Origin of the sequence: Lysobacter auxotrophicus (assembly GCF_027924565.1) — a bacterium.
GTDB classification, from domain to species: Bacteria; Pseudomonadota; Gammaproteobacteria; order Xanthomonadales; family Xanthomonadaceae; genus Lysobacter_J; species Lysobacter_J auxotrophicus.
On the sequence record NZ_AP027041.1, the window covers coordinates 1,963,381 to 1,984,714 of the forward strand.

General features: G+C 70.0%; 15 protein-coding genes. 2 read left to right on the plus strand and 13 right to left on the minus strand.

Annotated features, from left to right (window positions below; genetic code table 11):
* Positions 1-71: 71 nt before the first annotated feature.
* A complete protein-coding gene (locus LA521A_RS08730) occupies positions 72-1,436 on the minus strand; it encodes a M28 family metallopeptidase (protein WP_281781907.1) in 1,365 nt (454 codons plus the stop codon).
* Positions 1,437-1,818: 382 nt separating this feature from the next.
* Between LA521A_RS08730 and LA521A_RS08735 the strand changes: the two genes are divergently transcribed.
* Positions 1,819-3,189: a choice-of-anchor Q domain-containing protein gene (locus LA521A_RS08735; protein WP_281781908.1), complete on the plus strand. Its 1,371-nt coding sequence runs from the start codon at positions 1,819-1,821 to the stop codon at positions 3,187-3,189.
* A 79-nt stretch (positions 3,190-3,268) separates the two neighbouring features.
* Here the strand turns inward: LA521A_RS08735 and LA521A_RS08740 are convergent, their stop codons facing one another.
* A complete protein-coding gene (locus tag LA521A_RS08740; RefSeq protein ID WP_281781909.1) occupies positions 3,269-4,723 on the minus strand; it encodes an Hsp70 family protein in 1,455 nt (484 codons plus the stop codon).
* Positions 4,724-4,934: 211 nt separating this feature from the next.
* On the opposite strand from LA521A_RS08740, the gene LA521A_RS08745 reads away from it, so the two are divergent.
* On the plus strand, positions 4,935-5,450 hold the full coding sequence (locus LA521A_RS08745; protein WP_281781910.1) for a GNAT family N-acetyltransferase: 516 nt from the start codon (positions 4,935-4,937) through the stop codon (positions 5,448-5,450).
* Positions 5,451-5,461: 11 nt separating this feature from the next.
* Here LA521A_RS08745 and glgX read toward each other — a convergent pair whose 3' ends face one another.
* From glgX to LA521A_RS08800, 11 genes are all read right to left on the minus strand, one after another.
* Positions 5,462-7,588 (minus strand): glycogen debranching protein GlgX, encoded by a 2,127-nt coding sequence (gene glgX / locus LA521A_RS08750; RefSeq protein WP_281781911.1) that lies wholly within the window; start codon positions 7,586-7,588, stop codon positions 5,462-5,464.
* Between the two features lie 34 nt (positions 7,589-7,622).
* Complete coding sequence (locus LA521A_RS08755) at positions 7,623-7,832, minus strand: DUF2934 domain-containing protein (RefSeq protein WP_281781912.1); 210 nt, start codon at positions 7,830-7,832, stop codon at positions 7,623-7,625.
* Positions 7,829-10,417, minus strand: coding sequence for a malto-oligosyltrehalose synthase (gene treY / locus LA521A_RS08760; RefSeq protein ID WP_281781913.1), 2,589 nt, complete (start codon positions 10,415-10,417; stop codon positions 7,829-7,831). The genes LA521A_RS08755 and treY overlap by 4 nt, the downstream gene beginning before the upstream one ends.
* Positions 10,414-12,396 (minus strand): 4-alpha-glucanotransferase, encoded by a 1,983-nt coding sequence (locus tag LA521A_RS08765; protein WP_281781914.1) that lies wholly within the window; start codon positions 12,394-12,396, stop codon positions 10,414-10,416. Before LA521A_RS08765 ends, treY begins: the two co-directional genes overlap by 4 nt.
* The gene (gene treZ / locus LA521A_RS08770) at positions 12,393-14,177 is read right to left on the minus strand and encodes a malto-oligosyltrehalose trehalohydrolase (RefSeq protein ID WP_281781915.1); all 1,785 of its coding nucleotides are present in this window, start codon (positions 14,175-14,177) and stop codon (positions 12,393-12,395) included. Before treZ ends, LA521A_RS08765 begins: the two co-directional genes overlap by 4 nt.
* Positions 14,174-16,384, minus strand: coding sequence for a 1,4-alpha-glucan branching protein GlgB (gene glgB / locus LA521A_RS08775; RefSeq protein ID WP_281782057.1), 2,211 nt, complete (start codon positions 16,382-16,384; stop codon positions 14,174-14,176). Before glgB ends, treZ begins: the two co-directional genes overlap by 4 nt.
* A 50-nt stretch (positions 16,385-16,434) precedes the next feature.
* On the minus strand, positions 16,435-18,006 hold the full coding sequence (gene glgA / locus LA521A_RS08780; protein ID WP_343226715.1) for a glycogen synthase GlgA: 1,572 nt from the start codon (positions 18,004-18,006) through the stop codon (positions 16,435-16,437).
* A 357-nt stretch (positions 18,007-18,363) separates the two neighbouring features.
* The gene (locus LA521A_RS08785; protein ID WP_425494580.1) at positions 18,364-19,116 is read right to left on the minus strand and encodes an OBAP family protein; all 753 of its coding nucleotides are present in this window, start codon (positions 19,114-19,116) and stop codon (positions 18,364-18,366) included.
* The gene (locus LA521A_RS08790) at positions 19,113-19,484 is read right to left on the minus strand and encodes a response regulator (RefSeq protein WP_281781916.1); all 372 of its coding nucleotides are present in this window, start codon (positions 19,482-19,484) and stop codon (positions 19,113-19,115) included. The genes LA521A_RS08785 and LA521A_RS08790 overlap by 4 nt, the downstream gene beginning before the upstream one ends.
* Before the next feature lie 134 nt (positions 19,485-19,618).
* Positions 19,619-19,906, minus strand: coding sequence for a DUF2249 domain-containing protein (locus LA521A_RS08795; RefSeq protein WP_281781917.1), 288 nt, complete (start codon positions 19,904-19,906; stop codon positions 19,619-19,621).
* Positions 19,907-20,008: 102 nt separating this feature from the next.
* Complete coding sequence (locus LA521A_RS08800; RefSeq protein WP_281781918.1) at positions 20,009-21,259, minus strand: alginate export family protein; 1,251 nt, start codon at positions 21,257-21,259, stop codon at positions 20,009-20,011.
* Positions 21,260-21,334: the final 75 nt, after the last annotated feature.

Consider the following 21,334-nt stretch of genomic DNA (forward strand, 5'->3'; position numbering starts at 1 on the left):
ATCCGAACGGAGGTCCGTCCTTGTCGCAGCACCGCGCCGGGATTGCAACTTCGCGCTTCGCCGCCCGCGCGCTAGTACCCGCCGAAGCTCCCCGCCGCGCCCGGGAACACCACTGGGCTTTCGGTGCCGTCCTTCGCCACGGCGGCCACGCCGAAGAAGTAGTTGTCGATCACCGTGTTCTTCAGCGTGAATTCGGTGACGTCGCCGACCCAGCGGCTATGCGTCCACTGCGGCTCGGTGGTGAGGCGCCAGTAGAGCTTGTAGCCGGCGAGGTTCGGTGCCTGTTTCGCCGGGGCGCGCGTCCACTTCAGCGTGGTGTCGGCGGTCACCGCGCCCTCGATGGACACGTTCGCCGGCGGCGGCGGTGCGGACGCCATGCCGGCGAGGCTGACCGTGTTGAGTGCGGTGAGCTTGGCGGCGTAGGCGAAATCCACGCCTTCGATGGTGTCGCCGTACACGCGCCCGTTCTCCGTGCGCAGGTCCTGGTGCTGGCGGTCGTAGTTCTCGTTGGTTTCCATCACGCGCACGGCGGGGTAGCCCAGGTCGTTGAACGGGCGATGGTGCCCGCCGCGCCCGAAGCGGTCGAGACGATAGACCATCATCACGTCGAGGTTGGGAACGTAGTCGGCCATGCGGTCGATGTAGCGGGCGAGGTTGCGCGTGGGCGAGTCGACTTCGCCGCCGGTGAAGCGACGCTGGCGCGCTTCTTCGGCCGTCTCGTTGGCGCGCGTGCCTTCGGCGAACACGCGCGCGGTGGTGTTGTCCACCACGCCGGTCAGGCCCGCGCTGTTGCCGATCATGTCGTTGTTGAGCACCGCCTCGATGCGCCAGCCGTTCTTCTTCGCTTCCTGCGCGAGGAACTTGCCGCCGAACAGGCCCTGTTCCTCGCCGGACAGCGCCGCATAGACGATCGAGCCGGGAAAGCGCTGCCGGCTCAGCACGCGCGCGGCTTCCAGCGTGCCGGCGATGCCTGAGGCATTGTCGTTCGCGCCCGGCGAATCAGCGGTGGCGTTCATCACGTCGCTCACGCGCGAGTCGATGTCGCCGCTCATGATCACGTAGCGGTTCGGATCGGCCGTGCCGCGCTGGATCGCGATGACGCTGACCACCTCGACCGGCCCCGGGATGCGCGGCTCGCCCTGCACCGTGCCCTTGACGTAGCGCACCTCCAGGCAGCCGCCGCATTCGCGCGAGATGCGCTCGAACTCGTCGTGGATCCAGGCCGTGGCGGCACCGATGCCGCGCTTCGGATCAGTCTGGCTCGACAGCGTGTGGCGCGTGCCGAACGAGACGAGCTTGCGCACGTCCGCCTCGATGCGTGCGGCCGACGGCGCGGTGCCGATGTCGTGCAACCACGGCGTCTCCGCCGGCGGCGGCGCGTCGTGGGCGAAGGCGGGAGCGGCGAGGAGGGCTAGGGCGGGAAGGAACTGGCGCATGGGAGCCTCGGTAGGGAACGCCCAATGTATCGCGCGCGCAACGCGCTGGATGCCCGCGCCGCCGCACGGTTCGCGGTGGATGCGGGTGCCGACAGGACCGGCACAGTCGCGCACGGCGTAGCCGGCAAGCCGACCCGTTCATCAAGTCGAACGGCGGTGGCGCGGGACGCCGGTGCGGGGAGGCCGCGCGAGCGACTCGCATCGCGTACATGCCGGCACGCGGGCGCGACATGCGCGCCATGATCGTCGCGTGAAGCGTCGCGCGATTTCACGGATACGTACGCGACGCGCGGGTTGAATCCGCGCCAGGATTTCGCCGCTCGATCGAGCGCCCGCTTTCCGGTGTCGGATTCGCCGATGCCACTTACGGAGGAGTGCACCGATGATCCGCATCCGTTCCCTCACGCTCGCGCTCGCCCCGATGTGCCTGTTCGCACTCGGTGCCTTCCTGCCCGAAGGCGCGGCGCACGCGGTCACGCGCAAGGTGACCAACTGCAACAACGCCGGCGCCGGCAGCCTGCGCGCGGTCGTGGCAAGCGCGGCGAGCGGCGACGCCATCGACCTGCGTTCGCTCAAATGCAGCAGCATCGTGCTGAACGGCGCGATCGTCGTGCCGCAGGACGATCTGCGGCTGCTCGGGCCGGGCACCCTCTCGCTCACCATCGACGGCAACCGCGCCGGGCGCGTGTTCCTGCACAACGGCGCCGGCACGCTCTACATCGCAAAGCTCTCGGTCAGCAACGGGCTCTCGCTGGTTTCGGCCGGAGACGAGGGCGAGGGCGGATGCATCCGTTCGCTCGGCGGCACGGTCGAGCTGTGGCGCTCGCGCGTGCACGGCTGCGAGGCGTATTCACCGGAGTACACGTCGGTCGCGCTGCTGGGTGGCGGCATCGCCGCGGCGAACGTGACGCTCAATTTCAGCAGCGTGTTCGAGAACAAGGCCGGTATCTACAGCTACGGCGGCGGCATCTACGCCACCGGCACGGCCCGGCTGTACTACAGCGAGGTCTACGGCCACGAGGTCACCGGCGACGGCGGCGGCATCGTGGCGAACGTGGTGGACGCCAGCTATTCGACGATCCGCGACAACACCGCCAACCGCGGCGGCGGCATCGCGTGCCAGCGGCTGAACCTCAACAAGTCGACGGTGTCGGGCAATCGCGCGGTGTTGCGCGATTTCCTCGGCGGCTACACCGAAAACGAAGCCGGCGGCGTGCTGGTGATGGGCAGCGGGCACAGCGTGGTGGCCGACAGCACGATCTCCGGCAACGCCGCCTTCAACTACAGCGCGGGCGAGTTCCGGGCCGGGACGGTGACGATCTACAACAGCACCATCACGGGCAACATCGAGAACTACCCCGAAGGCGACCTGTGGCATTACTACCCGCCCGAGTACTTCGGCCGGGGCGCGCTGCACGCCGTCTCGATCCGCCTGGAGGGCACCATCGTCGCGGGCAACCAGCGCCTGCAGGGCGTGCCTCCGTACGACATCGCCAGCGGCACGGTCACCGGCAGCCACAATCTCATCGGCCATTCGCAGGTGCCGCTGCCGGCGGACACGCTGACCTTCACCGACCCGCGCGTGGCGCCGCTTGCCGACAACGGCGGGCCGACGCGGACGCACCGGCTGCTTGGCGACAGCCCTGCGATCGACCACGGCAACAACCTGCTCAACCGCCAGTACGACCAGCGCGGCCCGGGTTTCCCGCGCACGAAGGGGCCGGCGACGGATATCGGTTCGTACGAGCGTTGAGTGCGGGGCTTGCGGCCGCGCGTGGGGAGCCAGCGAGGAGCGCACCTCAAGCGCGTTCCTCGTTCCGCGCCGCTCGTGGCTATGGCGCCCGGCGTCCCGCCGCCGCGTGCGCCAGCCCCGTCACCACGCCGAGTGACGCGTTGCCCGCGACCAGTTCCGCGTCGGGGAAGAGTTCCTTCACCAGCCGCGGCACGTACGGTGAGCGCGACATGCCGCCGGTGAGGTAGACGGTTTCCGGCGGCTGGTCGAGGTCATCGCGCGCGCGTTCCATCAGCGTGCGCAGCTGGTGGAGGAACGGCGACGCCGCATCGCCCAGTCGCGCCGCATCGATCGGCACCGACAGCCCGGTCTCGATGAAATCGAGCTCCAGCGTCATGCGTTCGGCTTCGCTCAGGCGGATCTTCGCGCGCTCCACCGCGCGGTTCAGGCGCACGGTGTGGCCGCGCTTTTTCAGCGCTTCCAGCCGCTGGCCGTAGGGTGCATCCACGTGCTCGAACGAGGTCTCGCGGAATCGCGCCTGGCGTTGCAGGTCCTGCACGGCCGAGGCTTCGTAGAACTGATGCGCCGGCGTGCGCGTCACGCCCTTGCCGAACAGCGGCATCACCCCGCGCATGCTCAGTTCGATGTCCACGTCGGTGCCGCCCACGGGCTCGCCCCAGGAGTCGTGCACGATCGGCGCGGCGCTATCGCCGCCGACGTCGGCCAGCGCCATGTCGGTGGTGCCGCCGCCGATGTCGAGGATCAGCGTGCGACGCGGGCGCTGCGTCTGGGCGTGGTAACCGTACGCGGCGGCGGCCGGTTCCTCCAGGAATTCCACTTCGTCGAACCCGGCGGCGTAGGCGGCGTCGGTGAGGATTTCCAGCGCCTGCACGCCGCCGGCTTCCTTCATCGAACTGCGAAAGCGCACCGGCCGCCCGAGGATCGCCGCGCGCACGTCGTGCCCGAGCTGCGCGCTCGCGGTCAGGCGGATGTGGCGCAACAGCTGCGTCGCGATGCCCAGCAGCGTGTCGCGCGCACGCGATTCGAGCTTGTAGCCGAGCATCGACTTGGGCGACACGACCAGCTGGCCGGCGCCGCCTTCGATGAACGCATCGACGGCTTCCTCGCCGTACAGCGCCCGCTGCAGGTCGACGCCTTCCAGCATCGCCTTGCGCATCTCTTCGGCCGCCCAGCGCCGACGCACGAGTGCGCGGGCGTCGCGTTCCAGCTCGAGGTCCGAGCGCACGCGCGGCGAGGGGATCATGCCGAGCGCGGCGCTTCGCTGCGGTTCCGGACGCTTCATGGCTTCCTCGCGACGGGCGCGCAGTTCCGCATGCTGCCGCGCCTGGTCGCGGCGGAATTCGCCCACGAGCTGGCGGATCTCCTCGTGCATCGCGTCGGTGAGTTCGAACTCCGACAGGTCCGGCAAGCGCTGCGGGAAGAACACCGTGGTGCGGAACTGCGGCTCCTCGCCGAAGCGGATCAGCTGGAGTTCGCCGTCCACGACGGCGCCGGCGGCCGAATAGCTGGTGCCGAAGTCGATCCCGATGCGCATGTACAACCCGAACGTGTGGCGAAAGACGCAATTTTGCCTTGGATCGGCGTGTCGCCGCCAATGCGGCGAAGCCTGCGTTCTCCGGCGGATCACCGCGCCGGTGGTATATCCGCCGGACGTCCGCCTCTTCGCGCGAGGGATGCATGAGGAAACCGGCCAAGCGGGATTTCCCGCTCACGGTTCAAGCCGCAGAATCTCCAGGGTGTTCGCGATGACGCCGCAGACGCACGCCATCGAACGCGATGGCGAACGTATCGACATGCAGCTCCGTCCGTTGGAACCGCGCGACACCGAGGCCGCGCTCCGCCTCGCCGAACGGATCTCGTCCTTCGGGCCGCCGCCGTGGCGCGATGCCGACCAGTTGCGGCGCGTGGATCGCGACACGCTGCGCCGGGCGATGGAGGAGGGCGGCGAGCACCGGGTGATCGTCGTCGCCGTCGTCGATGCGCAGGTCATCGGGCTGATGCACGTGACCTGCCTGGAGGACTACTACACGCGGCGCCGCAACGCGCACGTCGCCGATCTCGTGGTCGATGCGGCGTGGTCCGGGCACGGCATCGGTTCGCTGCTCATGCAACAGGCCGAGGCGTGGGCGCGCGCACGCGGCGACGACTGGCTCTCGCTCAGCGTCTTCCCGCAGAACGAAGGCGCGGTGCGGCTGTACGAACGCAGCGGGTTCCAGCCGGACATCGCCCGCTACGTGAAGCCGTTGAAGCCGGACACGTAGCGGGCGAGGCGTCAGGCCGTCGCGTCGCGTTCGACCGCGAGCAGCGCGAGCGATCGATCGACGGCGTCCCAGCGTTCGCCGCCCGCGATCGACTGGCCTTCGCGCGCCTGGCTGGTGTCGACGAGCACGCGCCAGTGTTCGCCGGTGATTTCCGGCAGCGTGAAGCCCACCGTGTCGGCAGCAGCGTTGACCAGCAGGAGCAGGGTGACCTCGCTGCCCGGTTCGTTGAGGCCGCTCGACGGCGAACGTCCGTCCAGCCGCATCATCAGCGCGCGGCCGTGCGGATCGTGCCAGTGTTCGTCGGCCATCTCGCTGCCGTCGGGCAGCAGCCAGGTGACATCCTTCAGGCCGAGCGCCTCGTCGTATTGGCCCCGGAAAAAGCGGCCGTGATGCAGCAGGCGGTAGCGCGCGCGGATCTCGCCGAGGCGGCGCACGAAATCGGTCAGCGACTTCGCTTCCTCCTGGTTCGCGGCCTCCCAGTCCAGCCAGGTCAGTTCGTTGTCCTGGCAGTACGCGTTGTTGTTGCCGCGCTGGCTGCGGCCGGACTCGTCGCCCGCCAGCAGCATCGGCGTGCCCTGCGACAGGAACAGCGTCGCCAGGAGATTGCGCTGCTGCCGCGCGCGCAACGCATTGATCCCGGCGTCGTCCGTATCGCCTTCGGCGCCGTAGTTGGCCGACAGGTTGTGGTCGGTGCCGTCGCGGTTTTCCTCGCCGTTGCTGTCGTTGTGCTTGCCGTCGTACGACACGAGGTCGCGCAGCGTGAAGCCATCGTGCGCGGTGACGAAGTTGACCGACGCCGTCGGCCGCCGCCCGCCCTTGTCGAACAGGTCGGCCGACCCGGTGATGCGCGTGGCGAACTCCGCGAGTTGTCCCTCGTCGCCGCGCCAGAACGCGCGCACGTTGTCGCGGAAGCGGTCGTTCCATTCGGCCCAGCCCGGCGGGAAACTGCCGACCTGGTAACCGCCGGGCCCGACGTCCCACGGCTCGGCGATCAGCTTCACGCGGCTGAGCACCGGATCCTGCCGGCACGCGTCGAGGAACCCGCCGCGCGGATCGAAGCCATGGCGCTCGCGGCCGAGGATCGTCGCCAGGTCGAAGCGGAAACCGTCGACGTGCATTTCCTCGACCCAGTAGCGCAGCGAGTCGTTGACCATGCGCAGCGCGCCGGGATTGGTGAGGTCCAGCGTGTTGCCGGTGCCGGTGTCGTTGATGTAGTGCCGGCCTTCGGACAACCGGTAATAGCTGCGGTTGTCGATGCCGCGGAACGAGAGCGTCGGCCCCAATTCGTTGCCTTCGGCCGTGTGGTTGTAGACGACGTCGAGGATCACCTCCAGCCCGGCGCGATGCAGTCGCGCGACCATCTGCTTGAACTCGCCGACGGTGTCGCTGGCCATGTAGCGCGCCTGCGGGGCGAAGAAGCCGATGGTGTTGTAGCCCCAGTAATTGCGCAGGCCGCGTTCGAGCAGATGCGAGTCGTCGACGTAGGCGTGCACCGGCAGCAGTTCGACGGCCGTGACGCCGAGCGAGATGATGTGATCGACCACCTCGTCCACCTGCAGCCCCGCGAACGTGCCACGCCATGCGTCGGGCACGGCGGGGTGGCGCATCGTGAGGCCGCGGACGTGCGCCTCGTAGATGACGGTCTTCTGCCACGGCGTTTCCGGCGGGCGGTCGGCGCCCCACGTGAACGCGGGATCGACCACCGCGCACTTGGGCATCGATGGCGCGCTGTCGCGGCGATCGAAACTCAGGTCCTTGTCGCGATGCCCCAGCACGTAGCCGAACAGCGCGGGCGACCATTTCACCTGGCCGACGATGCGTTTCGCGTACGGATCCAGCAGCAGCTTGTTCGGGTTGAAGCGGTGGCCGGCGTCGGGTTCGTACGGCCCGTGCACGCGATAGCCGTACAACTGGCCGGGGCGCGCGTCGGGCAGGTAACCGTGCCACACCTCGTCGGTGTATTCGGGCAGCACGATGCGTTCGCTCTCGCGGCCGCGTGAGTCGAACAGGCACAGTTCCACCTTCGTGGCGTTGGCCGAGTACAGGGCGAAGTTGACGCCCAGTCCGTCGAACGTGGCGCCCAGCGGGAAGGGCCGCCCTTCCCGGATGCGGGACACGCGGATCAGCCGGCGGGGCATGCGATGCCTCGTCGGGGAATACGGTTTCGATCAGTCATGCGGGCGGTCGCCTGCCTTGCTTGCGTGAGGATTCGGGGGCGTCGGTGTCGTCGGCTTCGGCCTCGACCAGGCGTTCGGCCATGCCCCAGTGGCGCAGCGCCTGGCCTTCCGGGCGTCCTTCGGATTCCCAGATTTCGCGGGCCAGTCGTTCGATGCGGGCGCGACGTGCGGCGTCGCGTTCCGGTGCGTGTGTCGGCGGGCTCATGGGGTTTGGATCAATACGGCGACGGGGGAATGGCGGAACAGTTCGGCGAGCGCGATGCGCCCATCGGCGAGGTCGAACGTGCGTTCATCCAGAACATGCCGCCAGCGCCCGTGTTGCAGCGTGAAGGTTGCGCGGCCCCAACGTTCCGGCGGCGGAAGCGGCTGCTGCGTGCCGTCAAGCCACGGCGCGATGCAGCGCGGCACGGCGACGAACAGCCCGGTGTTTCCGTCGCGACGATGGAACGCCATGACTTTCGCGTCGGGCATGTCGTCGCAGTGCACGGGCTCGTACGTGCCGCGCGCGAACAGCGCCGGCTCGCACGCACGCAACTGCAACAGGCGGGCGATGGTGCGCGCCTTGATCGCGCCGTCGCGCCAGCGTTCCAGCAGCGCCTGCCACGGCGCGTCGTCGCCGAGCCATGCCTGGTTGCGCGCATACGGCACGGGGCGGCGATTGTCGGGATCGACCAGCGAGAAGTCCCAGCCTTCGGTGCCCTGGTAGAGATCGGGCGTGCCGGGCACGGTCAGGCGCAACACGGTCTGCGCGAGGCCGTTGACCGCGCCCGCCGGCGCGATTGCCATCGCGGCCTCGTGAAGCGCGGCGCGCAGATCGGCGCCTTCGTGTGCGGTGAGGATGCGTCGCAGCAGCGCGTCCGCCGCGGATTCGTACGCGCCGTCGGGTTGCGTCCATGAGGTCGCAAGCTTCGCCTCGCGCATCGCCTTCTGCTGCCACTGCGCAATGCGTCGCGCGAAGGCGTCCAAGCCCTGGGCGTCGTCTGGCGAAAGGTCCAGCGGCCACGCGCCGACCAGCATCTGCCAGAGCATCAGCGTGTCGCCGGGCGAGGGCGCCCGTGCGTCATCGCGCAGCGGCGTGGCCAGCGCTTCGAATGCCTCGACGCGCGACGCCCACCCGTCCGGCCGCTCGCTCAGCACGGCGAGCCGCGCGCGCACGTCCTCGCCACGCTTGTGGTCGTGGCTGGCGGTGATCAGCAGCGCGTGCGGCCAGTGCTTCGCGCGTTCGATGCACGCTGCATGGAAGGCGTCGACGCTGGTGGCGAAGTGCGTGGGATGCGAACCCACCTCGTTGCGCGACAGCAACACGCCGTGCCGGTAGAACGCGGTGTCCTCGACGGCCTTCGCGTTGAGCGGCGCGGTCAGGTGTTCGATGCGCTGGCGTAACGCGCGAAGCGCGTCGGCGTCGGAACGATCGCGCACGAGGCGGGCGATCGCATCGATCGCCTCGCCGACGGCGGTGTCGGCGTCGGCCTTCGCCGCGTCCACCGCGGCGTCGAAACGCGCCGCATCGTCGCCGTGCAATCCGTCCGGCGCCGCGTAAGTGCGATACACCGGGAAGCGCGCGAGCAGTGCCGTAAGCCCGCGCGCGAGCAGCGACGCGCCGAGTTCGCGCGCGACGTCGTCGGCGTCGGCCGCGACCTGCAGGGCGCGCAGCGTGCGAAGGAACTCCGAATGCAGCGGTCCCGCCAGCATCTGCCGCCGGGCCTCGTGCTCCTCGATGGCGAAGTCGCCACTGCGGCCGCTGCGTTGCCTCCAGAGCGCACGCAGCGGCGCTTCACCGTCGCCGTCGTGCAGCAGGCCGCCGACCTGGTCCATGAAGTCGTAACCGGTCGTGCCATCGCACGGCCAGTCGTGCGGCAGCGATTCCCCGGGCGCGAGGATCTTTTCGACATGGATCGCGACGGGCGAGTCGGCACCATCGCATTCGCGCGCGGCGGAACCCACCGCGGCGCGCAGGCGGTGCAGATACCCGCGTGGATCGGCAAGCCCGTCCACGTGGTCGATGCGCAGCGCGTCCACGACGCCGTCGCGGATCAGCCGCAGCGGCAGCGCGTGCACGGCGTCGAACACGTCCTCGCGTTCGGTGCGCAGCGCGACCAGCGAGGTGATGTCGAAGAAACGGCGGTAGTTCACGCGATCGTTCCCGGTGCGCCACCACGCCAGGCGATACGGCTGGCGTTCGAGCAATTGGCGCAGCCGTTCGCCGCCCGCGCGCGTGTCCATGTCGAGCGCGTGCAGCCAGTGCGCGCGCGCCGACGGCGTGTCCGGCCAGGTGTCGACCGTCAACGGAAAGCGCTGGTCGCCGACCGTCAACAGCGGCTCGTCGCCGGCGGACGTCGCTTCGATCTTCCGCTGCGCCAGCATCGTCGCCAGCGGCGCTTCCAGCACCGGCAGCCACAGGCGCCGGTCGCAGCCCGGCGCGTCCCAGTCGATGTCGAACCAGTCCGCATGGCGGCTGTCGCGCCCGTGGCGCAGCACGTCCCACCACCACGGATTGTCCGGGTGCGCAGCGACGTGGTTCGGCACGATGTCGAGCACCAGGCGCAAGCCGTGCGTGCGGAGCCGCTCGACCAGCGCGCCCAGCGCTTCCTCGCCGCCGAGTTCCGGATTCACACGCGTGGGGTCGATGGCGTCGTAGCCGTGCGTCGAGCCCGGCACCGCCGCGCCGATCGGCGAGAGGTACAGGTGGCTGACACCCAGCGCGGCGTAGTAAGGCACGCGCGCGGCGGCGTCGTGCAGGGTGAACCCCACGTGCAGCTGGAGGCGGGCGGTGGCGCGGATCGGCGTCATGCGGTGCGGGGATTCGTGTTCGCGTTCGCGTTCGGCGCGCGGGCCTGCGCGAAGGCCTGCAGGCGCAGCGTGAGCGTGTCGAGTGGCAGCGGATCGGGCAGGCGCCGTCGCCAGTTCGGGTGGTCGCCGACGGTGCCGGGCAGGTTGGGCTGTTCGTCGAGTGCGAGCGCGTCCTCCAGCGGAAGCAGCGCGAGCGGCGCGGGCGCGCTGGCGGTGAAGCGCACCCAGTCGAGCGTTTCATCGCCGGACGCGGGTCGCGACGCACCGACCGCGTCGCGAAGGCGCTCGACGTCCGACTGGCGCTCCTGCTTCTGCGCGTCGCAGCCCGATGAATCCCCCGCGATGCGCGCGCGCCACTCGATGTCGCGCGCCGCGCGCCAGCCCGACAGCGTCGGCAGATCGTGCGTGGTCGTCGTCGCGATGGCGTCGCGCCGCCATCGTTCCGGCGGCAGGAACGCGCCGTCCTCGTCGCGCGTGAACAGCAGCACGTCGATGCCGAGCACGCCGCGCCGGGCGAGTTCGTCGCGGAACCCCTCCGGCACCACGCCCAGGTCCTCGCCGATGACGATGGCGCGGTGTCGCCACGATTCCAGCGCGAGCAGGCGCAGCAGGTCGTCCAGTGGATAGCGCAGGTACACGCCGTCGCGCGGCGCGGCGCCGTCGGACACGACCCACAGGCGCATGAGGCCGAGGATGTGGTCGATGCGCACGCCGCCGCGATCGCGCAACGTCGCGCGCAGCAGTTGCAGGAACGGCGCGTAGCCGGTGTTGCGCAGACCATCCGGCGACCAGCTCGTGACGCCCCAGCCTTGTCCGTCGGCGTTGAAGGCATCCGGCGGCGCGCCAAGGGTCAGCCCGTCGAGCGCGGCGTCGCGCCAGCCCGTCGCTTCGCTGCCGTGCGGATCGAAGCCGACCGCGAGGTCCGCGATCAGCCCGATGCCCATGCCGCGATCGCGCGCGCGCGCCTGCAGCGAGGACCAGCTGCGCGCCGCAAGCCACTGCGCGAAGCGATGCAGGTCGGGATCGTGCGCGATGCCGTCGTTGCCCAGCTGCGCAGCATCGGCCGACGCGAAGCGGACGAAGGCGTCGAGCGGTTCGCCGCCGTCTTGAACGAACGCGTCGAAGTCGTCGTGAAGCCGGCCGTCGGAATCGCCGAAGCGGCGATGCAACGCGTGCAGCCATCGCCATTTCGCGGCGGACGCGCCCGGCCAGTCGATCAGCGGCTGCGCCTGCAATGCGAGGAAGGTGTCGCGCAACCCGGCGTCGTCGAGCGCCGCATGCGCGACATCGTCGCCGAGTACGAGCCCCGGCGCGGCATGCATCGGATCGAGGAAACGCCGGTCGCTCGGCGAGTAGGGACTGAAATATCTGCCGTGCGTCCGCGGCGCATGCAGCGGGCTCAACGCGACCGCGTCGCCACCCAACGACGCGACGCGATCCACCCACGCGGCCATCCCGGCCGCATCGCCAATGCCTGCGTCCCACTCGCCGCGAACCGAATACGCCTGCGCCGCGATGCCCCAGCGACGCGTCGTATCGCCAGCGCCGAACGCGTCGGCGGGGCTGAAGCAGCGCGGCGGGCAGACGGCGAGCGTGGTCTGTGCATCGCCACGCTCACCACGAAACGCGAGCGTGTAATAGCCCGGCTTCGACACCGTGGGCACGCGACCCTGCGCGTCCAGCCGCCCATGCACCGCGTCGCCGGCGTCGTCGCGAAGTTCGAACGCAGCGCCCGGCGCCGCGCCGACATCGCACGCAACGCCGACATCGACCACGCGCATCGGCGCATGCCCGGCGCGATCGCGAAGGCGCCGCAGCGCCTCGCGGCAGGCCGATTCGGAGCGCGCCTCATGACCGAGCGCGGCCAGCACGCGCGCGAGCACGGCATCGTCCACGCGACGCGCTTCGCCGCCGGCGTCGGTCCAGTCCGCGCACAGGCCGGCGGCGTCGGCCAGCGCGTGCAGCGCCGCGCGGCTCACGGGTTCGCCGGTGCGAGGTGGGCGACGAAGCCGCACGGCGGCAGCACGCGCAGCGCATCGCACAGTTGCACCGCCTCGGCGTGTGGGAGTTCCGCATGCACGATCTCGCCGGCGGGCCACGGCCCGAGCGCGACCGCCTCGTCGCCGAAATTGACCGCCACGCGCAGCGTCTGGTCGCCGATGGACCATGCGGCCTGCACGGCCTTCGCCCCGATCACGCGTGCGCCGATCGGCTTCGCATCGTCGAGGCGGTCCTGCAGATGGCGCCGGCGGGCCTCGAGCAGGCCGCGGAACCACGCCGCCCAGTCGGCGCCGTCGCCGCGCTCCGCGTCGGCGATGTCCGCGATCGACGCGTCGAACGTCTCCGGGGCATTCGGGTCCGGGATCGACGCGCGGCGCGCTTCATCGGCGAAGGCGGAGAACGTTGCGAACTCGCGTCGCCGTCCTTCGCGCACGGCTTCGTCGAGCGGCGCGTCGAAATCGGTGAAGAACAGGAACGGCGTGCGACTGCCCCACGGCTCGCCCATGAAGAACAGGGGAATCATCGGCGTGAGCGCGGTCAGCGCCATCGCGACGCGCAGTGCGCGTTCCGATACCAGCGTGGACAGGCGCTCGCCGCAGGCGCGGTTGCCCACCTGGTCGTGATTCTGCGCGAACACGACGAACTTCGTCGGCGGCAGGTGGCCGCTGGGCTCGCCACGCGGCTCGCCGTGCACGTTCTCCTCGCCCTGGTAGGCGAAGCCTTCGGAAAGCACGCGCGCCAGTCGCGCGGCCGGCTGGTCGGCGTAATTCGCGTAGTAGGCCTCGTCCTCGCCGGTCAGCAGCACGTGCAGCGCGTTGTGGAAGTCGTCGTTCCACTGCGCCGTGTAGCCGCGCTCGAGCAGGCTGGCCTGGTTGCGTTCGTTCTCCAGCACCAGGTGCACGTGGCGATCCGGCACCGCGGCGTGGATCGCCTCACGCAGTTCGTCGAGGAACTCCGTCGGTTCGATCGCATGCACCGCATCCAGGCGCAGGCCGTCGAAGCGATATTCGCGCAGCCACATCAGCGCGTTGTCGATGAAATAGCGACGCACCGGTTCGCGGTTGAAGTCGATCGATTCGCCCCACGCGGAGGCACGATCCTTGCGGAAGAACGTGCTCGCGTAGCGTCCCAGGTGGTTTCCCGCCGGACCGAAATGGTTGTAGACCACGTCCAGCAGCACCATCAGGCCGAGGCCGTGCGCCTCGTCGATGAGCGCCTTCAGCTCGTCCGGCGTGCCGTACGCCGACGCGGGCGCATAGGGCAGCACGCCGTCGTAGCCCCAGTTGCGCCGGCCGGCGAATTCGGCCACCGGCATCAGCTCGATGGCGGTGATGCCGAGCGCCGCCAGTCGCGGAAGCTGCGCACGCACGCCGGCGTAACCGCCGCAGGTGCCGACGTGCAGCTCGTAGATCACCGCTTCGTTCCACGGACGGCCGCGCCACTGCGCGTGCTGCCACGCGTACGCATCCGGATCGAACACCGCGCTCGCGCCGTCCGCGCCATCGGGCTGCCAGCGCGAGGCAGGATCGGGCACGGCGTAGTCGCCGTCGATGCGGTAGCGATAGCGCGCGCCCGGTGCGGCGTCGATGACGGCCTGGAACGTTCCGTCGGCCTCGCGCATCATCGGCTCGCGGCGGTCGGCGTCGAACTCGACCTCCACCGACGACGCATCCGGCGCCCACAGGCGGAAGCGCGTGCGTGCATCGCCCAGCGACGTCGCGCCGAACGCGGGCGCGGACGCGACGACCGCGCGGGTCACGCGTCCTCCGCGACCAGCCAGATGGTCGCCAGCGGGGGAAGGGTGAGGCGCAGCGATTGCGCGTGTCCGTGCAGCGACACCGGTTCGGCGAACACCGTCCCCGCGTTGCCGACGTTGCTGCCGCCGTAATGCGCGCTGTCGGTGTTGAGGATCTCGCGCCAGCGCCCGCCGCGCGGCACGCCGACGCGGTAGTCCTGACGCGGCACCGGCGTGAAGTTGCTCACGGCCAGCAGCGGCGGGCCGCCACCGTCGTAGCGCACGAAGGCGAACACGCTGTTTTCGAAGTCGTCGCCCACGCTCCAGTCGAACCCGAGCGGCGAGCGATCGGCGCGATGCAGCGCCGGCTGCGTGCGCAGCGCGTGGTTCAGGTCGCCGACCAGGCGCCTCAATCCGCGATGCGGCGCGTGCTGCAGCAGCGCCCAGTCGAGCGCGGTGTCGTGGTTCCACTCGTGCGGCTGGCCGAACTCGCCGCCCATGAACAGCAGCTTCCGTCCGGGGTGCGCCCACATGAAACCGTAGTACGCGCGCAGGTTGGCGAAATGCTGCCATTCGTCGCCCGGCATCTTCGCCAGCAGCGCGCCCTTGCCGTGCACCACCTCGTCGTGCGACAGCGGCAGCACGAAGTGCTCGGAGAACGCGTACACCAGGCCGAAGGTCATCTCGCTGTGGTGGTGCCGGCGATGGATCGGATCGCGGCCCAGGTAGCTCAGCGTGTCGTGCATCCAGCCCATGTTCCACTTGTGGGTGAACCCCAGGCCGCCGTGCTCGACGGGCGCGGTGACGCCCGGCCACGCGGTGGATTCCTCGGCGATGGTCGCCACGCCGGGGAAGCGCTCGGCGATCGCCGCGTTGAGCCGGCGCAGGAAGGCGATCGCCTCCAGGTTTTCGCGGCCGCCGTGCGCGTTGGGGATCCATTCGCCGTCGGGCCGGCTGTAATCGCGATAGAGCATCGACGCCACCGCGTCCACGCGCAGGCCATCGATGTGGAAGCGGTCGATCCACTCCAGCGCGCTGCCGATCAGGTACGCCGCGACCTCGTGGCGTCCGTAGTTGTAGATCAGCGTGTTCCAGTCGCGATGCACGCCTTCGCGCGGGTCCTGGTGCTCGTACAGCGCGGTGCCGTCGAAGCGCCGCAGGCCGTGTTCGTCGTCGGGGAAATGCGCGCTGACCCAGTCGAGAATCACGCCGATGCCGGCGCGATGGCACGCATCGACGAAGCGTGCGAAGCCTTCCGGCGTGCCGTGCCGCGCGGTCGGCGCGTACATGCTCAGCGGCTGGTAGCCCCACGATCCACCGAACGGGTGCTCGGTGATCGGCAGCAGTTCGACGTGGGTGAAGCCCAGGTCGCGCACGTAGGGAATCAGCTGCGCGGCGAGTTCGTCCCAGTCCAGCGGGGTGCCGTCCTCGTGCCGCCGCCATGAGGCGGCGTGGACCTCGTAGATGCTCATCGGCGCGTCGTCGAGCGCATGCCGTGCGCGGCGCTGCATCCATTCCGCATCGCGCCACTCGAAGGTTTCGTGGTCAGGCACGATCGACGCCGTCGCGGGCGGGCACTCGGTCTGGCGCGCCATCGGGTCGGCCTTCTGCGGCAGGCGCGTGCCGCCCGCGGCGACGATCTCGTACTTGTAGCGCGCGCCGGCGGGAATGCGCGGAAGGAAGATCTCCCACACGCCGGCTTCGTGGCGAAGGCGCATCGGATGGCGCCGCGCGTCCCAGCCGTTGAAGTCGCCCACGACCGACACGCTGCGTGCGTTCGGCGCCCACACTGCGAAGCGCACGCCGGCCACGCCGCCGAAATCGACGCGATGCGCGCCGAGCGCCTGCCGCAGCGCTTCGCCATCGCCGTCGACGATGCCGCGCAGCCAGTCGCCCGGAAGCACCGTGCCGAACGCGTACGGGTCCTCGACGACCTCGGTCTCGCCGGGCCATTCGATCTTCAGCCGGTACAGCCTGCGCGCGGGCAGGCGCGCCTCGAAACCGCCCCCCTCGTGCACGCGGGCGCACGCGGCGAGGTCGGCGCCATTGGCGTCGACGAGCGTCAACGCACGCGCCGTTGGCAGGAACGCGCGCACCACGACGGCCCCGTCGCCGGTGTCGTGCGGCCCGAGCCAGGCGAAGGGCGCCTCGCACCGGCCTTCGACGAGCGCCTGCCAGCGGGCGTGATCCGGGCCGGCGTCGTGCGTGGTCTCCTGCGTCCGTTCGTGCATCGCGACCTGCTCTTGCGTGGCGGGCATGCGCGTCCATTCCCCGCGTTCGCTCATGCGGCCACCGCCGTCCCGGGCGCGTTCGCCGCGAGCAGGCCGTCGTACTGCGCGACGTACTGCCGCGCGGCCGCGTCCCAGCGCGCCGGCGCCCGCATCGCGGCGCGACGCATCGCATCGAGCAGGCCCGGCAGGCGGTACACGCGGAAGGCACGGTGCACCGCGCGACGCAGCGCGTCGGCGGTGGCCTCGTGGCACTGGAAGCCGGTGACGCCGTCCTCGACGGTGTCGATCAGCCCGCCGGTGGCGTGCACGATCGGCAGGCTGCCGAAGCACTGCGCGTACATCTGGCTCAGCCCGCACGGTTCGAAACGCGACGGCATCAGCAGGAAGTCCGAGCCGGCGAACATGCGGCGCGCGAGGCCTTCCTCGAAGCCGATATACGCGCCGACGCGACCGGGATAACGGCGGGCGAGGGCGGCCATTTCCGCCTCGAAGCGCGGCTCGCCGTGGCCGATCGACACCAGCTGGCCGCCGGCGGCGACGATCTGCGGCGCGACCTCGCAGATGAGGTCCACGCCCTTCTGGTGCACCAGTCGCGACACCACGGCGAACAGCGGACCGGTGGCCTCCGGCAGGCCGAATTCGCGACGCACCTGGCGCGCGTTGTTGCGCTTGCCCTGCCAGTCGCCGATGGCGAAGTTCGCGTGCAGGTGCGTGTCGGTGCGCGGATCCCAGCTGGCGTCGATGCCGTTGAGGATGCCGCTCAGGCGACCCTGCGCGTCGAGCTGCGCGAGCAGCGGGTCGAGCCCGCAGCCATCGGCCGGTGCGGTGATCTGGCGCGCGTAGCTCGCGCTCACCGTGTTGACGTGCGCCGCATGCACGAGGCCGCCGCGCAGGAACGACAGCTGGCCGTGGAATTCCAGGTCCGCCACGGCGTCCTTCGGAATGCCGAGTGCCGGCGCGGCCGCCAGCGGGAACACGCCCTGGTAGGCGAGGTTGTGCACCGTCAACAGTACGGGCGTGTCGTCGCCGTTCCAGCGCACGTAACCGGCGGCGAGCGCGCCCGGCCAGTCGTTGAGGTGCAGCAGGTTCGGCTGCCAGTCCAGGCCGGCGCGACCGCCGGCGATTTCCGCCGCGGCGTTCGACAGCGTCGCGAAGCGGATCGCGTTGTCGTCCCAGTCGTTGCCTTCGTCGGTGACGTAAGGCGAACCGCCGCGCGTGAACAGCGCCGGGTTCATCAGCACGTAGACCTTGAGGCCGTCGTCCAGCGTCGCCAGGCCGAGCGTGCACGCCGGCAGCTGGGCCCGTGCGCGCACGGTGCCGACGATGCGCAGATCGCCCACGCGCTGCATCACCGCCGGATAGCCGGGGATCAGCACGCGCACGTCGCACGTGTCGCGCAGTGCGCGCGGCAGGGCGGCGGCGACATCGCCGAGACCGCCGGTCTTGACGAAGTCGGTCATCTCCGAGGTCACGAACAGCACGCGGCGGATGCGCGCGTCGTTCGGCCCGGCGGTGCGTGGAAGGAAGCGGCCGCGTGCATCGCGCGGAGCGGAGCCGCGCGGACGCGCCGCCTCGGCGCGAACAGGGGAGGCGTCTGTATAGCGAAGGGCGATGGCGGCCATGGGGGTATCGAGTGGGGTTCGACGTGCGCGGACGGGAACACGAGCGGACTGCGCACCCTGTGGGGATGCGCGTCCGCTCGGGACCAGTCGGTGGGTCAGGCCAAGACGTGCGTTGCCTGCTTGATTGGAAAGCTATAAAGCGCGCGGTCAAGAAGCCGTGAATCGCAACGCATCGAATTGGTTGCATGCGTGGAAGTGCGGACGCGATTGCGATTACGCGCGATCGCGAAGCGGACTCGACCATGCGATTGCGCGGGATGAGGCCGCTTGTCGCGAACGAAATCGCATGTCGTCATACCGAAACGGCATCGTCATGCAGGTGTCGCATTCGCACGCGATGCGCGGATTCGCGCGTGCTCAGCGCTTGCGTTCGACGCCGGGAATCGGACGCGATTGCGGGAAGTGCGCCTTCAACGCGTCCACGCCTTCCTGCGGATGCGCGAGCGGAAGCAGCGACTGGCGTTCGCGACGGACCTCGTCGGTCGACATGCGCAGCTCGCGGTCGCGCGATTCGACCAGGCCCGGACGGATTTCGCCATCGCGATTGAACGACCAGGCGAGCATCGCCGGGCCGAGCGGCAACGCGTTGCCCGGCTGCACGCCCGAACGCGTGTGCCAGGTGTGCCAGGTCTTGCCGTAGCTGTTCATCTTCGAGCGCATCAGCGCCTGTTCGGCCGCAGCGGGAATGCCCGGCGCGACGAGCTGGCCGGTCAGGATTTCGGCGTTGTGCGGATGCCAGTACGCGCGTTCCTGCGGCGAGAGCTGCTGGAAGAGCTTCTCGGACACGATGTACTCGATGCCCGTCAGGTTGGCCTCGGCGGTGCTGCCGTCGAACAGCACGCACTGCGCGAAGTCCTCGTTGACCTGTCGGCAGAAGTGATGCGCTTCCATCTGGTGGTCGGGCGATTGCTTCATCGGATGGAAGCCGACCAGATGGATGTCGAGCTTCGCGAGCGGGCCGTTGTCCTGCAGCATGGCCGCGCCGGCTTCGAGCACCTGCGTCCGCGGGCGCTTGGCCTCGCCGGGCGGCGCCACGACGGGCTGCGTGTCCTGCGTGCAGGCGGCCAGCGCGAGCGCGGCGAGGCAGGGCAGGGCGGCGGCGCATCTCACGCCGCATCCTCCCGGAAGATCGTGGCCACCAGCTCGCGGATGCGGCACGGCTTGCGCATCACGACGACGTTCGGCGGGATCTCGACGTCCTGGTCGCCCCCGGTCGTGAGTACCGCCGAAAGCCCCGGACGCAGCTCGCGCATCGCGCGCAACAGTTCGACCCCGCTGACGCGTCCGTTGAGGTCCACGTCGATGATCGCCGCATCGAACGGCTTGGCCGTGATGAAGCGCAGCGCGCTGGTGGCGGTCATCGCCGCTTCGGCGGCAAAGCCCTGTGCCTGGAGCGCCTGCGCGGTCGTCCTTGCGAGGAAGCGGTTCGGGTCGACCACCAGCACCGAACGCTTCGCACTTTCTCCCGGATCCTGCATTACCGCCTCTGTTGTCCTGCCATCGAACATGCAGGCCATCAGACGACGACATCGCGCAAATACTCGTGAAATTCCGGCGATGCGGTTCGCATCGCCGGATCGCAGGAAAAACTTTCAGGGCGCGAGCAGACGCTTCATTGCCCCGCATGGCCGCACGAGGCAGGCGGCCGCGCCTGCAGTGCGGCGTCGTTCTCCGCCACCACGGTGAAGTCGATGATGACCACGCCGTGCTCGCGCTGCAGGTAGTCCACGCGCACCGCCTCGCCATAGCGCTGTTCCATCTGGCGCAGCAGCGGCACGGGGTCGTGGTCGTTGAAGAAGCGCATCGTCTCGCCCGGCGTGAGGGCGTCGAGCGCGCCGAAGATCGCCGCATGGCGGAAGCGCTTGCCGATGCCGCGGGCGTCGAACGGATAGAGGTTCATGAAGGCGTCCTGTGTCGGGATGGAAGGCGCATTCGCGCATCGTGGCGGCCGCGCGTCCCTGACGCAGGTCAAGCGCGCGGCCGATTCGATGCGCGGTGGGCATCAATACGTGTACTGCAGCTGCAGCCAGGCCTTGTCGGTGTCGACGGTGCGGGTGGTGTCATCGGAGCGATAGCGCGCCAGCTTCGCCAGCGCGGTCAGTCGCGGCGACCACGGAAGGCGATGCTGGTACGACAGGTCGAGCTCGCGGCCGACGTCCGCATCGCCGCGGTCCGCCACGAAGTCGTGGTACCACGCCTGCAACGTGCCGCCCCACAGCGGGGCGGTCGCGCCGACGTAGCGGTCGCGCAGGCCGTCCGCCGGCGTCGTGAGGAACTGGTCCGCCCAGCCCTGGAACGCGTGCCTGGTTCCCAGCGGCGTCTGGAACGCGCGATTCCCGGTGGCCGTGGCGCTGCCTGCGCCGAGTGTCTCGACCCCGGCTCGCAGCTGCACCTTGTCGATCGCGTATCCCAGTTCGGCCAGCGCGTAGCGGCTGTCGAGTTCCCACGGGTTGTCGGCGGCGTCGGTCTGTCGCGCGAACTCCAGCGCGTAGCTCCACGCGTCGGTGGCGCCGCTGGCGCGCACGCCGGTGGTGATGCTCGACAGCGTGCCCAGCGGCGCGGTGGCGGTGACGGCGACGTTGTCCAGCGCGAGCCGGTACTGGTAGGCGGTGAGCGACAACGCGGGCGACAGCTTCGCCTGCAGGTTCAGCAGGTGGCTGCGGCCGTCGTACCCGGACGGGTTGGTCGCGTTGGCGCGATGGTCGTTCGGGCCAAAGACGCTTTCGACCTGGTCGACGACGCTGTACCAGAGCGTCACTTTTTCCGTCGGCTTAAGCTGCACGGATGCGGCATCGAACGTCTGCTCGTTCTGGCGCCAGCCGACGCCGCCGACGAAGCGCTGGTTGTCCAGGTTGATGCGCTGCCTCCCGAGGATCACGGCCGCCTTCTCACGGTCGTAGCGGACGAGCGCCTGGTTGAACGCGGTGCCGTCCGGGTCGGCGACGACGGCGTACGCGGTCTGGCCGTTGCGCGTGCTGTTGAATCGCTCCGGGCCGAGGTGGCTGACGTTGTCGACTTCGACCAGGCCCGACCAGCCGGCCACGCGCGCCGTGCGATAGGCGATGCGCGTGCGCAGCGTCTGCGCCTGCGCATTGCGCAGCGCGTTGTCGGGGGCGACGTGCTCGAAGCGGTAGCGCGCGTCGAAGATGAACTTGTCGCCGGTGTCGGCTTCGGCCGCGCCCGCCGCCGAGACGGCGGCGAGCAGCGCGAAGGCGAGCGGCGCGGGAGCGAAGCGGTGTACGTGTTGCGACATGACGGGGCCTCATCAGGATGAAAGCGGGTTCCCGCGCACGAGCGCACCTCGCGCCGGCGCAGTGGAGGAGAAAGG